The 12,821-nt window shown below is 51.3% G+C and carries 13 protein-coding genes; 3 read left to right on the plus strand and 10 right to left on the minus strand.

All coding sequences use genetic code 11. The features are described 5' to 3' along the window. Positions 1 to 17 precede the first annotated feature (17 nt). Entirely contained in the window at positions 18 to 617 is a 600-nt protein-coding gene (locus tag H8K26_RS17075) for a lysophospholipid acyltransferase family protein (RefSeq protein WP_190481168.1), read from the plus strand. Between the two features lie 64 nt (positions 618 to 681). Here the strand turns inward: H8K26_RS17075 and H8K26_RS17080 are convergent, their stop codons facing one another. Next, positions 682 to 1,767 carry an acyltransferase family protein gene (locus H8K26_RS17080; RefSeq protein ID WP_190481170.1) on the minus strand — a complete coding sequence of 362 codons (1,086 nt, stop codon included), beginning with the start codon at positions 1,765 to 1,767 and terminating at the stop codon, positions 682 to 684. 127 nt (positions 1,768 to 1,894) lie between these two features. Here H8K26_RS17080 and H8K26_RS17085 point away from each other — a divergent pair, with 127 nt between their 5' ends. After that, a complete protein-coding gene (locus H8K26_RS17085) occupies positions 1,895 to 2,587 on the plus strand; it encodes a flagellar basal body-associated FliL family protein (RefSeq protein ID WP_190481172.1) in 693 nt (230 codons plus the stop codon). Between the two features lie 76 nt (positions 2,588 to 2,663). On the opposite strand, the gene H8K26_RS17090 is transcribed toward H8K26_RS17085, so the two are convergent. The 9 genes from H8K26_RS17090 to H8K26_RS17130 all read right to left on the minus strand — a co-directional run bounded on the left by H8K26_RS17090 (position 2,664) and on the right by H8K26_RS17130 (position 9,883). Further along, positions 2,664 to 3,395, minus strand: a complete 732-nt coding sequence (locus H8K26_RS17090; protein WP_190481174.1) for an EF-hand domain-containing protein — start codon at positions 3,393 to 3,395, stop codon at positions 2,664 to 2,666. Between the two features lie 182 nt (positions 3,396 to 3,577). Next, positions 3,578 to 4,675, minus strand: a complete 1,098-nt coding sequence (locus H8K26_RS17095; RefSeq protein WP_190481176.1) for an ATP-binding protein — start codon at positions 4,673 to 4,675, stop codon at positions 3,578 to 3,580. Positions 4,676 to 4,704: 29 nt separating this feature from the next. Then, the gene (locus H8K26_RS17100; RefSeq protein WP_186885907.1) at positions 4,705 to 5,424 is read right to left on the minus strand and encodes a response regulator; all 720 of its coding nucleotides are present in this window, start codon (positions 5,422 to 5,424) and stop codon (positions 4,705 to 4,707) included. Between the two features lies 1 nt (position 5,425). Then, complete coding sequence (locus H8K26_RS17105) at positions 5,426 to 5,911, minus strand: CinA family protein (protein ID WP_186885906.1); 486 nt, start codon at positions 5,909 to 5,911, stop codon at positions 5,426 to 5,428. Between the two features lie 154 nt (positions 5,912 to 6,065). Further along, complete coding sequence (locus H8K26_RS17110; RefSeq protein ID WP_223827088.1) at positions 6,066 to 6,599, minus strand: phosphatidylglycerophosphatase A family protein; 534 nt, start codon at positions 6,597 to 6,599, stop codon at positions 6,066 to 6,068. Next, positions 6,596 to 7,564: a thiamine-phosphate kinase gene (gene thiL / locus H8K26_RS17115; protein ID WP_190481178.1), complete on the minus strand. Its 969-nt coding sequence runs from the start codon at positions 7,562 to 7,564 to the stop codon at positions 6,596 to 6,598. The genes H8K26_RS17110 and thiL overlap by 4 nt, the downstream gene beginning before the upstream one ends. Before the next feature lie 375 nt (positions 7,565 to 7,939). Next, positions 7,940 to 9,142, minus strand: coding sequence for an FAD-dependent oxidoreductase (locus H8K26_RS17120; protein WP_190481180.1), 1,203 nt, complete (start codon positions 9,140 to 9,142; stop codon positions 7,940 to 7,942). A 1-nt stretch (position 9,143) separates the two neighbouring features. Further along, the gene (locus tag H8K26_RS17125) at positions 9,144 to 9,308 is read right to left on the minus strand and encodes a rubredoxin (RefSeq protein WP_186898524.1); all 165 of its coding nucleotides are present in this window, start codon (positions 9,306 to 9,308) and stop codon (positions 9,144 to 9,146) included. Between the two features lie 92 nt (positions 9,309 to 9,400). After that, positions 9,401 to 9,883, minus strand: coding sequence for a rubrerythrin family protein (locus H8K26_RS17130; protein ID WP_190481182.1), 483 nt, complete (start codon positions 9,881 to 9,883; stop codon positions 9,401 to 9,403). 274 nt (positions 9,884 to 10,157) lie between these two features. On the opposite strand from H8K26_RS17130, the gene H8K26_RS17135 reads away from it, so the two are divergent. Next, entirely contained in the window at positions 10,158 to 12,470 is a 2,313-nt protein-coding gene (locus tag H8K26_RS17135; RefSeq protein ID WP_190481184.1) for an NADP-dependent malic enzyme, read from the plus strand. Positions 12,471 to 12,821: the final 351 nt, after the last annotated feature.

Below are 12,821 nucleotides of genomic sequence, written 5' to 3' on the forward strand. Positions count from 1 at the left end.
TATCAAAGACTTGCGGCATGCAATTAACTATTTTTGAAACACCTGTAATTAACACATTGATGCGTTGGATTTCCATCGCGGCATTACGTCTGACCGGATGGCGTGTTGAAGGGCAAACGCCCACCGAAAAGAAATATGTGCTGATTGCCGCACCTCACACCAGTAACTGGGATTTTCCCGTGACTTTGATGGTGTGTTTCGCTTTACGATTGCGTGTCTACTGGATGGGAAAGTCCAGCCTGTTTCCGCCAGTGATTCGATTGGTGATGCGCTGGCTAGGTGGCATTGCTGTGAACCGCAGCGCGGCCGGCAATCTGGTGCAGGGAACTGTTGATGCTTTCCATGCCAATGAACGCCTGACGGTGATCGTGCCGCCCGAAGGTACCCGAGGCAAAGTCACACACTGGAAAACTGGCTTTTATTACATCGCGCTGGGTGCCGGTGTACCGATTGCGTTGGGATATCTGGACTTTGGCAGAAAGGCCGGAGGAATCGGACGCATGTTCATGCCGACGGGTGATATTGCGGCGGATATGGAAGAGATCAAAGCGTTTTACAGCGGAATTCAGGGGAAAAATCCACAGCAGTTCAGTGCCGACCATATACAGACCAAGTAATTACCTTCCCTTTCAGCGCATGTCCGTATCCGAATATGCCGGACATGCGGCTAGCCTTGCCGGTTTATTTTTGTGTAAGCGGCGCGTCTTTAACCTGCTGTGCAGTGATTTCCGGCGTTGGATTCGGAGTGCGTATCTGGCGTACCAATAGCCAGTTCAAGGGGCTCAGGATACATTTCTGCGTAAATTTCTCACAATAGCGATGGGAGCCCAGATACACAATTACGGCGCTTGAGGCGAGTGAGATCAACAAGCGCGCGGTATCGCCCAATTGAAAAATACGATTCAGTATGCCCAGTTGATGAAGAGCGATCAGAGCCATTCCGTGCCATAAAAATACGTACATTGATCGTTGCCCTACGTGTGCCAATCCCCAGTCTCTGAGACTCAGCAAGTACAGGATGCTTAATCCTAAAAGCGTTGATACGCCATATTGCAGCAGTTGGTACAAAGAGCCGCTCAGATCAGCCATTTCCAGTCTGTGCAAAGAAAAACTGCCGTAGAGCCAGCGGTAATCGAATTGGGCTGGTAGCCGGAAACACATAATACTGGCAGCAATGACAATCACTGACGCCATACAAATTACGCGCCAGTCACGCCCTTTCGATACGAAAGCATTTGCACCGAGTTTCCAGCCTAAAATAAAAAATGGGAAAAAGAACAGCGTACGGGCGCCGCTCAGCAGATAACCCAGGTGTTCAGAGTAACTGGTGACGAGCGCTAATCCCAGAGACAGGATAAGTGGAAATTGTAAGCGCGCAAATAACGGCAGTAACAAGCGCCAGCACAACAGACTCATCAGATACCAAAGCATCCAGTAAGGTGCGATCAGCCCCGCATAAACGCTGAAGGAACCGCGTATCAGATATTCAGTGGCCTCGTAAATCAGTTCGAAGCCCAGGAGTGGCGCTACGATATTCCGTATCAGTTGTACTGATTGTTTTTCATCGAGATTCGCTTTGGAGAATATCCCGGATACCAACGCAAACATCGGCATGTGAAATGTATAGGCGAAGATCCAGATGGGGCGCAGAAATGCATCCTGAGCAATATGTAATTCGACGAAATGACCAAAGACAACTAAAAATATCAATATGGCTTTGATATTGTCGAAAGAGATATTTCTGCCGGAAGTAAGTGAGGAGGACATTGCTGCGGAGGAGTACATAAAAAAACACGTCATCTTAAACGAAAGCGGGGCTACTATAGACGCTTAGTTTGTAACGAAAGTAGAATCGGGTTCCGTTGAGGCCGCGTAGATTCTCGCATAGATGAAAATGTTTCCACTTGGAAACTATGCCCTGCATTACAATATCGACTCAGAAAAATTCATTTACGGGTTACTAACAATGGCGACCAGTCCATCCAAAGCCAGCTTATTAAGTGCACAACTAGACTTTGAAGACGTCGACGGTAAGGCATTGAAAGCGGTGGATGCTGAGTTGGCGGATTTGAAATTTGATTTGCCATCTGACACCGCGCCGAAAGCGCCTGCTGATGTGCGCTCTGCGCCAAAAACACAGGCCCGTGCGACACCGGCCAAACCAGTGCTCACGCATCGAAAAACGCAAAAGAAAGATAATTTTGCTTTGTATGCGGCGATTATCGCTTTGTGTAGTTTTGTCGTTATTTTTTCCGCTATTTTTTACATCAAAGTGATCGCCAAAGATGAAACTACCCCAAGTTATCTGGCGCTGCCAAAAACAGTCGTCAACGTTGATGGGCAAGTGATCCGCCTTCAGGTCACAATACAAGTGCAGAATAAAAACCGCGACTGGCTGGCGACGAACAAAAAAGCGTTGTCCGATATTTTTCCGATTGTGGTCGCAAAAATAAATCCTGAAGACCTGCATTCCGAAGAGGGTTTTGAACGCGTCCGGGAAATGTTGCGCTCAGAACTGAATCAGAGCCTGGCGACAGATAAAATCGATTCAGTACTGATCAATGAGTTGCTGATGCAAAATCATTAGGCGTCGATAAGTATGTTGTTCCGGGAATAAAAAAAGTGGCTTCATTGAAGCCACTTTTTTTATGTGCATGAGATTTTCAGACGCTGACAGAAATGCTCTGAGAATTCGATGGGGACGGTGAGCTATATGCCTGCAACAGTTGTATCGCTTTTTTGAACAGTGTTGCCTCACTATTGTTGTCTGCAGCACCTGCTTGTTGAGTGCCTTTGTCGCCACTGGCAGTTGCTTTCGCCTCGAGCAGTTTCAGCAAATACGCTTCCTCTTCTTTTTGTGTGACCTTGCCATCCTGATTGGTATCGGCAGCTTCATATGTTTTGCTTGTAGACGTGTCACTAGCCGAACTTGTAGCGGTACTGCTGGTCGTGGCGCTGCCCGAGCTGACGGCGTCTGTCCCACCTCCTGATGCCTCTGACGCGCCGGATGGCGGCGGCGGAGGCGGTGCACCTCTGTCCTGTCCTACACCGGAAGTGCGGCTTTGGTTGAATTGGCTTTCCAGGTCATCCGCCAATTTTTTTAAGCCACTGGAAAACTCGTCTTTGGTTACTTTGCCGTCACTATCAGCATCCAGTTTTTTAAATAAATCGTTGGCAGTTGATGTCGCATCGCTGCCGGACGTGCTGCCGGACGCGCTGGCGATGTTGCTGAAGGCGGATTCCAGATCGCTGACTTCGAGATAGCCCTGACCTTTGGTATCGAGCTTGGAAAACGCCTGTTCAGCCATCTGCGCCGGATCCGGGCGTTGCCTTTTGACACTACTGACACTGCCTGAATAGGCGGATGTGGACGAAATACCGGAAATGCTGCTCATCGTGGTCTCCTGTACGAAGAAAAAATCAGTAAGAGAAATGAATGAGATTGCATGGACAGACAAGCTCAGACAAAACGTGTGACTGTGTTTATTGTCCCTTGTTGATTTTGCTCGTTTATGTCAACTTTGTATCAGGTATGACATACAAACATCAGGTGCAGACACTTTGCTTTCTTCTGAATTTATTTCGCTACGTTGATGGCCGTGCGGGGCAGGCGGATTTCAGCGGTAAGCCCGATCCCGTTGGGATTGTTAGTGAGATTCAGTACGCCATGATGCTGACGAATAATTTCCTGCGCAATACTTAAACCCAGGCCCACGCCGCCACTGTTTTTGTTGCGTGCTCCGGCGATGCGGTAAAACGGATCGAATACTTTAGTTAGTTCTGATTCAGGAATACCAGGCCCTTCGTCACTGATACGGATCTGCGCGAAATCCGCCGCATCCTGTAGCTGAATCTGTGTGCTGCCGCCATAAAAAATCGCGTTTTCCAGCAGGTTAATGATGCTGCGTTGTAATTCATTTGGCATCGCATAGACCGGTTGCAAATGACCTTCGATACGCACGCTCTTTCCTTCGTCGCGCATATTATCGACGATGGCTTCCAGCATGGACTGAATATCCAGATATTGCATGGATTCACTGCTGCCGCGTAAATAATCCAGCGTCGCATCCAGCATGTGGCGCATCTCATCAATGTCCTGCAATAACTTGCTGTTGGTGACCGTGGCTTCGGTCTGATCTATGCGTAATTTCATGCGCGTTAACGGCGTGCGCAGGTCATGCGATACCGCTGCCAGAAAGCGTGCCCGCTCTTCCATTTGCTGATGTATCCGATATTGCATCTGATTAAAAATGACCGCAGCCTGCCTGACTTCCAGCGGCCCGGTTTCAGACACAGGAACAACTTGCTGATCGCCTAATGTGCTTGCCGCTGCAGCCAGATTTTGTATCGGTCTGGCGAGTGTACGCGAACTGATCCATGCGCCAATCGCCAGCAACAGCAATTGCAGACTCATGCTGATCAGTAAGCCGGATAAGGGGCCGTCAATAGCGGATCTGCGATGTGGTGACGGCGGTCGCGCACCGTATTGTGGCGGATGATTGCTTGAATAGCCCGATTCTGCTCCCGGTGGACGTAGTTCCGGCGGTGGTGGATGCGATGCATCTCTGAGGAACACGAAAAGTAAAACGAATGTAGCGGCATGACTCACGAACACCGCGGCAAATGCGAGACCGAACAAGCGATTAAAAATCGTGTCGGCAAATACTCGCCGCATTTTTTGCCGTAAATTTTGCATCGTCGTGATTACAGGCTGGCGCTGAAGACATAGCCTTCACCACGCACAGTTTCTAATAACGAAGGCTGGCGCGGATCATCATTCAGTTTTTGGCGCAGACGTGACACCATCAGATCGATGCTGCGATCGACTGAATTGCTGGATTTGCCGATCGCCAGTTCGAGTAACTGATCGCGCGTCAGTATTTGTTTTGGATGGGCAAGGAATGCCCGCAATAATTTATATTCTGAATTGGATAAAGGAACGACCAGCTTTTGCGGGCTGAGTAATTGCCGGCTTGGGCAATGCAATTTCCATCCTTGAAAGTGAATTTCATTTTCCGAGGCGAGTTGCTGATTTTTTGCTTCCGTCTGCGCGCGCCGGATCACACTTTGCATGCGGGCGACCAGCTCGCGGGTATCGAATGGCTTGACGACATAGTCATCAGCACCTAATTCCAGACCAAGAATTTTATCGGACGATTCTCCGCGTGCCGTCAGCATGATGACCGGGATGTTGCTCTTGTTACGCACGTGACGGAGCAGAGTCAGACCGTCTTCACCGGGTAACATCAGATCTAATAAGACCACATCAAAAGTGTGATGCGACAAGGCTTCACGCATGGCGCTGCCATCACCGACGGCGGTGCAGTGAATATCAAATTTTTCCAGATACTTGCACAGCAGGATGCCGATTTCAGCATCGTCGTCGACGAGTAAGGCGCGGATTCTGGCGCTGGTGAAAGACAACTTATAACTCCTGTAAGTAACGCAACAGCTTTGCCAGTGCGTGTGCGACTGTTTGTTCGCGTACCGCGTGGCGGTCGCCGGTAAATATCAGTCGTTCGGTATGTGTGACGCCGCCGACGACCCAGCCGAAGCAGACTGTGCCGATAGGTTTACCGGGAACGGCCCCGGTCGGGCCGGCAATACCGGTTGTTGATAAGGACACATTACCCTCTGAATTGGCGATGGCACCTTCGGCCATTGCGGCGGCGATTTCTTCGCTGACCGCACCGTGCCGGGCGATCAGCGCCGCCGGGATATTTAACAGCTCAGATTTGGATGAATTGGAATAGGTAACGAAGCCGCAGTCAAACCAGTCCGATGAGCCGGCGATTTCGGTGATCGCCTGCGCCACGCCGCCGCCGGTACAGGATTCGGCGACCGTCAGTAACAGCCGTTTTTCTTTCAGTTCGGTGCCGATTTGTGCTGCAAGTTCAAGTGCGTTTTGCATGGTGGGTCTCCCGTCTGGTTTTTGTTGGCGACTGTAAAGTCAGACTTACTTTACCACCATGTATGGCAGAAAGTGAAGACGCCGGTGTGATCTATGACATGCGTCAGACATCAATGCCGTTCAGATCCGGCAAGGTGTCCGGCAAAGGCCGGTGTCACCATGCGCGCCAGAGTGCAAACACCAGCAGCGTAAAAAAGGCCGCGACAATATCGTCCCACATGACGCCGAATCCGCCCTTCAAGTGGCGATCGAAATAGCGGATAGGCGGCGGTTTCACCATGTCAAAAAAGCGGAAAATCAGAAACGCCCAGGTTTGTGTGCGCGCATCTGCCGGCAGCACAAACAACAGCACTGCCCAGATCGCGATGATTTCATCCCACACCATGCTGCCATGATCGGCCACACCAAGATTTTTTCCTGTGACTTTGCAAGCCCAGATGCCGATCAGAAAGCCGATAACGATGATCCACGCCCAGCCTGCGGTCGTAAAGATTTCTGGCCAGCGCTGACTCAGTACATTAAAGCTGAGCCAGCCGAACAGCGTGCCCATGGTGCCCGGCACGGCTGGCGATAAGCCGCTGCCGAAACCCTGCGCCAGAATATGTGCCGGATGACTCAGCATGAAACGCCAGTCGGGGCGGATGATGATCGTTGGTTGTTGCAGGTCTGACGTATCTGACGTGTTCATGGTGTGCTGAAATGATCAAATGAGTGGAGTGTCATGCGAATGGGTTGCTGCTGATCATCCATCAGGCGCAAACCCGTGGCTGCTTCAATCTGACCGATGCGGGTGACTGGCGTATTGCTTGTGTGTCCGGCAGCGATGATGTCGGCGCGACGTGAGGCAGGCGCAGTGAAGCACAACTCGTAATCATCACCGCCTGTCAGCGTGAATTGGCGTCGTAATTCCAGCGTCTGTTGTTGCAACACCGACCCGGCGGGCAACTGATCGACAAACAGCGTGGCACCGAGACCTGAGCGTTCGAGAATATGACCGAGATCGCCTGCGAGCCCATCAGAAATATCGAGTGCCGCATGGGCGATGCCGCGCAAGGCGATGCCGAGGGCGATGCGGGGCGTAGGCTGATGCATGCGCTGCGCAGCGCGTTGGTGATCTGATTCACTGAGCGCCACTTCTTTCCAATACGCGGCCAATGCTAAGCGCGCATCCCCCAATGAGCCGGAGACCCAGATATCGTCACCGATTTGTGCCGCATCGCGTCGCAGCGCGCTGTCTTTCGGCAGTTCGCCAAAAATGGTGATGCAGATATTCAGCGGCCCTTTGGTGGTGTCGCCACCGATCAGGCGGCATTGATGGGCATCCGCGAGACTCAGCAAGCCACGCGCAAATTGTTCCAGCCAGGCCGGATTCGCTTCCGGCAGAGAAAAGGCCAGCGTAAATCCCAGCGGTTTTGCGCCCATTGCTGCCAGATCGGAGAGATTTACTGCCAGGCATTTGTGCCCCAGCAGAAATGGATCCGCGTCCGGAAAGAAATGTCGGCCAGATACCAGCATGTCGCTGGAAATCGCGATTTGCATACCGGGCGTGGGATTGAGCAAGGCGCAGTCGTCGCCGACACCCAGTGCGAGCATGGCGTCAGGCGCGGAATGGTGCGCGAAATAGCGCTTGATTAAGTCGAATTCTGAGAGCATGCGCGCATTGTACCCAAGGATGATGGCGGCGCGACATTCCTGATGACACCCTGACGCATGATTTTTCGCGCATCGAATGGAGATTCCGTCCGCATACAATTTTCCTTGAATACGCCTGCAACATGCCTTTAACACGCACGAGCGATTGCACCTCGTTGAATGCCGATGGAGCAAGCTTTCTGTGCTGTATTGGTATCCCCACGTTTTCCTCTTTTACCCGTCATTTTTAAGAAAAAAGGGGGAGTATGTGAGAAAAACACGCTCATGTCCTTGTGAATAAAGGGCCTTAAAACATACTGGGGGGAGTATATTTAACGCCCAAAATGCCTTTGGAGATGCTTTTCACTCACGCAGCACGCACCGGGTTTGGCGTTTTCAGGCTATCGCTGAGGTTTTCACTGTTCCAAGTTCGCTCAATAAAGCATTCCTGATTTTCGCTTCCTGCGGTGCCACCGCGAAGCCGCGCACGACACCATCATTGTCGATGAAGCGGCAGATGCTGGCGGACACTTCCGGATGACTGTCGGTCTGCTCGTTTTCCCATTGCCCACGCTTCGCCACTGCCAGCGGCGGTGCTACCAGTGCGATCGGATAGCTTGGCGTTTTCACCAGGACGGGCGCTGGTTTAAAGTCGATTGCGGTCGGCGTTCCAGCCAGACTTTGTGCAATTGCGCGCGCTGCCGCCATGATCGGTGCGACATACGGCAAGGTGACGCTGTTGCCATCAGCTTGCGCATATTGTGCGCAATCGCCCAATGCATAAATGCCCTTGACGCTGGTTTGCCCAAACTGATCCACGAGGATGCCGCGCTCGGCTTGCAAATGCGCTTCCTGTGCGAGCCGGATATCGGCACGCAGCCCTACTGCCGACAAAATGACATCGACGTCGATGTGTTCGCCGTTGGCGAGCGTGATTCGCAAGCCAGTGTCGGTGTGATCGATACTATTGCTGGTGGTGCCCATTCGGAACTGCACGTGTCGCGCTTGCAGTGCCGCTTGCAATCCTGCAGAAATCGCTGGTGGCGCGAGTGCCGCCAGCGGTGCAGGATGCGGGTCGATCAGGGTGACCTGATGTCCTCCGCTACGCAGATCGTCGGCAAATTCACAGCCGATCAGACCTGCGCCGATGATGGCAACGCGGGCGGATGTACCGGCAGCGCTGAGTCTGTCGCGCAAAACCGCATAGTCATCCAGCGTATTCACCGACAACACCTGATCGGCGGCGTTGCCTGCGAACGGCAGGCGTATCGCTTGCGCGCCGACCGCCAGCACCAGTTGGCTGAATTCAAATTCACCGGCGCTGGTGTGGACAGTTTGCTTCGTCGTGTCTATGCTGCGCACCTGCGTTCGGGTCAGGATCGTGGCATTGATTTGCGCCGCCATCTGATCTGCCGTTTGGCTGCGCAGATGACTCGCGGTTTTGCCTTGCGCAAAGGCGTTCGACAACATGGGCTTGGAGTAAAAGCCGCCATCATCGCCGGTGATGATCAGCACAGGTGTGGTTTTGTCCAGCTTGCGGAATTCACGAGCCACGGTGTAGCCCGCCAGACCGGAACCGATGATGGCGACGGGTTTCATATCAGATTTCCACCATATCAAAATCGGCTTTGGCGACGCCGCAGTCCGGGCATTCCCAGTCGGCTGGAATGTCGTCCCAGCGTGTGCCTGCAGGAATGCCTTCTTCCGGCAAACCCAGTGCTTCGTCATAGATAAAACCGCATACGATACATTGATAAGTTTTCATATTGTCCTCAGAATTGTTGCTTGTTTTTTTTGATGTTGTCAGCGACGCCGCATTGATTCGGGGCATCGCTGGAATGTCCGGTGTACCGCTGCTTAGGATGCTTTGCTGGCTTCGAGCACAGCGCGATAGTGGTTCGCATGACGCTCTTCAACTTTCGCCAGCGCGGCAAAGCGTTTGGCAGCGATGGCTAAAGTCCGCTTAAAGTTTTCAGCATGTTCCTTAGATTCTGCGATTTGCTCATCGTACTCGGCGACAGCAGCGTGATTGCCTTCTTCCACGGCGAGGTGGCGGAATTTTGGATACATTTCTGTGTATTCATACGTTTCTCCTTCAATCGCGATTTCTAATGCCCGTTGTGGTGTCAGTTGCGCTTTTGGATACAGCAGATCGAGATGACCGAATGCGTGCATGACTTCCTGATCTGCGGTCGCTTCAAATGCTTGCGCTACATCTTCAGCACCGGCTTCGCGTGCCAGCTTGGCAAAATAGCGGTATTTAATGTGTGCCATCGATTCGCCTGCAAACGCAGATTCGAGGTTTTGAATAGTGGCAGATGGATTTGCCTGGGTGCTCATATGATTCTCCTTGGTGATCGTTGTTTAAAACGTTTTCTATCAAACATGGTGCAATGATAGATATTAATAATTGATTTGTGAATTCAATTGTTTTTATTCGTTGAATAGTTTTTAGCTATTTAATGGCGAGTGATTTGATCGATTTTTATCTGATTCGTCCTCTGAAAAAGATAAAAGTCGTGTAAATACGTATGAAGTTAGAGGGTTCCCTCTGCTAGAATCACGAGCGGATAGTAAGTTTTGAGTAAGCAAAAATAGAAAGAGGCAGCCCCACATGGATTCGTCATCAGATCAAAAAGAGCAAATACGTCAGCAGTTGCGCCAGGCCGCACTGGAATATCATGAGTTCCCGACGCCGGGTAAAATCAGTGTGACGCCAACCAAGCAATTGACAAATCAACGCGATCTGGCGTTAGCGTACTCCCCTGGTGTGGCGTCTCCGTGCGAGGAAATCGTTGCTGATCCTACTGCTGCATTTAAGTACACCGCGCGCGGCAATCTGGTCGGTGTGATTACCAACGGTACCGCAGTGCTCGGTCTCGGCAATATCGGCCCGCTGGCATCCAAGCCAGTGATGGAAGGCAAGGGCGTTCTGTTCAAGAAATTTGCTGGCATTGATGTGTTCGATATTGAAATCAACGAACCTGACCCAGACAAACTGGTCGATATCATTGCTTCTCTGGAGCCAACATTCGGCGGCATTAATCTGGAAGACATTAAAGCGCCAGAGTGTTTTTACATTGAGCGCAAATTACGTGAACGCATGAAGATTCCGGTCTTCCATGACGATCAGCACGGCACGGCGATTATTGTCGGCGCCGCGATCATGAACGGATTAAAAGTCGTCGGTAAAGATATTAAAAATGCGAAACTGGTGGTTTCCGGTGCTGGTGCTGCAGCGCTGGCCTGCCTGGATCTGATCGTTGACCTCGGCTTCCCGATTGAAAACATCTATGTGACCGATCTGGCTGGCGTGGTTTATAAAGGCCGTGCAGAGTTGATGGACCCAGATAAGGAACGCTTTGCGCAGGAAACATCAGCACGCAGCCTGAAAGAAGTGATTGAAGGTGCGGACATTTTCCTTGGTTTGTCCGCTGGTGGCGTACTGAAACAGGATATGGTCAGAATGATGGCTGAAAAGCCGCTGATTCTGGCGCTGGCAAATCCGACCCCGGAAATTCTGCCGGAAGAAGTCAAGGCGGTGCGTGATGATGCGGTGATGGCAACCGGTCGTTCTGACTTCCCGAATCAGGTTAACAACGTTTTGTGTTTCCCTTATATTTTCCGTGGCGCGCTCGATTGCGGTGCCACGACGATTACACGCGAAATGGAAATCGCGGTGGTGCATGCGATTGCAGAGTTGGCACAGGCTGAGCAGTCTGACGTCGTTGCTTCTGCCTATGGCATCAGCAACTTGTCTTTTGGCCCGGAATACCTGATTCCTAAGCCATTTGATCCGCGCCTGATGATCAAGATTGCGCCAGCAGTTGCAAAAGCAGCGGAAGAGTGCGGTGTGGCGGCGCGTCCGATCAAGGACATGCAGGCATACGTTGAGAAGTTGCAGCAATTCGTCTATCACAGCGGCACCTTCATGAAGCCTCTGTTTCAGTTGGCGAAAAAAGCACCTGCAGATCGCAAACGTATTGTTTATCCAGAAGGTGAAGAAGAGCGCGTTCTGCGTGCTGTTCAGGTCGTTGTTGATGAGAAGCTGGCAACACCGATTTTGGTGGGGCGCCCACATATTCTGGCGCAACGCGTCGAGAAGTTTGGTCTGCGTATTCGCCCTGGTGTCGATTTTGAAGTGATCAACCCTGAGTTTGATCCACGCTATCGCGAATATTCCAAGACTTATCATGAGATGACATGCCGTAAAGGCGTGACAGAGCAGTACGCGAAACTGGAAATGCGCCGTCGCCACACATTGATAGGATCAATGATGATCCATAAAGGTGATGCTGACGGCATGATTTGTGGCACGTTCGGTAGCACTGGCCTGCACCTGAATTACATCAACCAGGTTCTCGGTAAGCGCAATAATGTTAAGGTGAATGCGGCGATGAATGTGCTGGTCTTGCCGGATCGTCAGCTTGTTCTGGTCGACACGCATGTGAATGAGAATCCAACAGCCGAACAAATTGCGGAAATCACGATACTTGCCGCAGAAGAAATGCGCCGTTTCGGTCTGTTGCCAAAAGCAGCCTTGTTATCACATTCTAATTTTGGCTCCAGCAATAGTGAATCTGCACAAAAAATGCGTGCGGCGCTGGAAATCATTCAGCGTCAGGCGCCAGACCTGGAAATCGACGGCGAAATGCATGGCGACACGGCTTTGGACTCAGCATATCGTAAAAAAATGATGCCGAATTCGACTTTGAAGGGCGATGCGAATTTACTGGTTATGCCGAATATTGATGCAGCTAACATCGCGTATAACCTGATGAAAATCACCGCTGGTAATAACGTTGCGATTGGCCCTATCTTATTGGGTTGTGCAAAACCTGTTCATATCCTGACGCCGTCGGCGACAGTCCGTCGTATCGTTAATATGACAGCTTTGTGTGTGGTCGATGCACTCGCCCAGCGCTGATTAATATCACGCGGACCTGAAAACAGCCTTGCGTTCGTAAGAACGCAAGGCTGTTTTTTTATCTGTGATCGTTGATTGCGCCGAATGTCTTTACCGCAGTCATTCGCATATTCATTAAAATAATTTACCTGTTAGATTGCGAATTGAGGAAGGTTTTGCTATAGTTCGACTCCCGCTGAAAGGCGGGGGAAGAAAGTGAAGAGCTGCAAGTAAAAAAGCAGCAAGCACAGTCAACAGACCGAAGTCAGGCCAAGTGATCCGATTGGTGCCCGCACAACAAAATGCGGACGCTGAGAAGAAAAAGCGAAGCGAAAGGGCGAAGGGAGTTGACAGTGAGTGAGAAGTACTTCA

It is taken from the genome of Cognatundibacterium aquatile (assembly GCF_014699135.1).
Lineage (GTDB): Bacteria > Pseudomonadota > Gammaproteobacteria > Burkholderiales > Burkholderiaceae_D > Undibacterium > Undibacterium aquatile.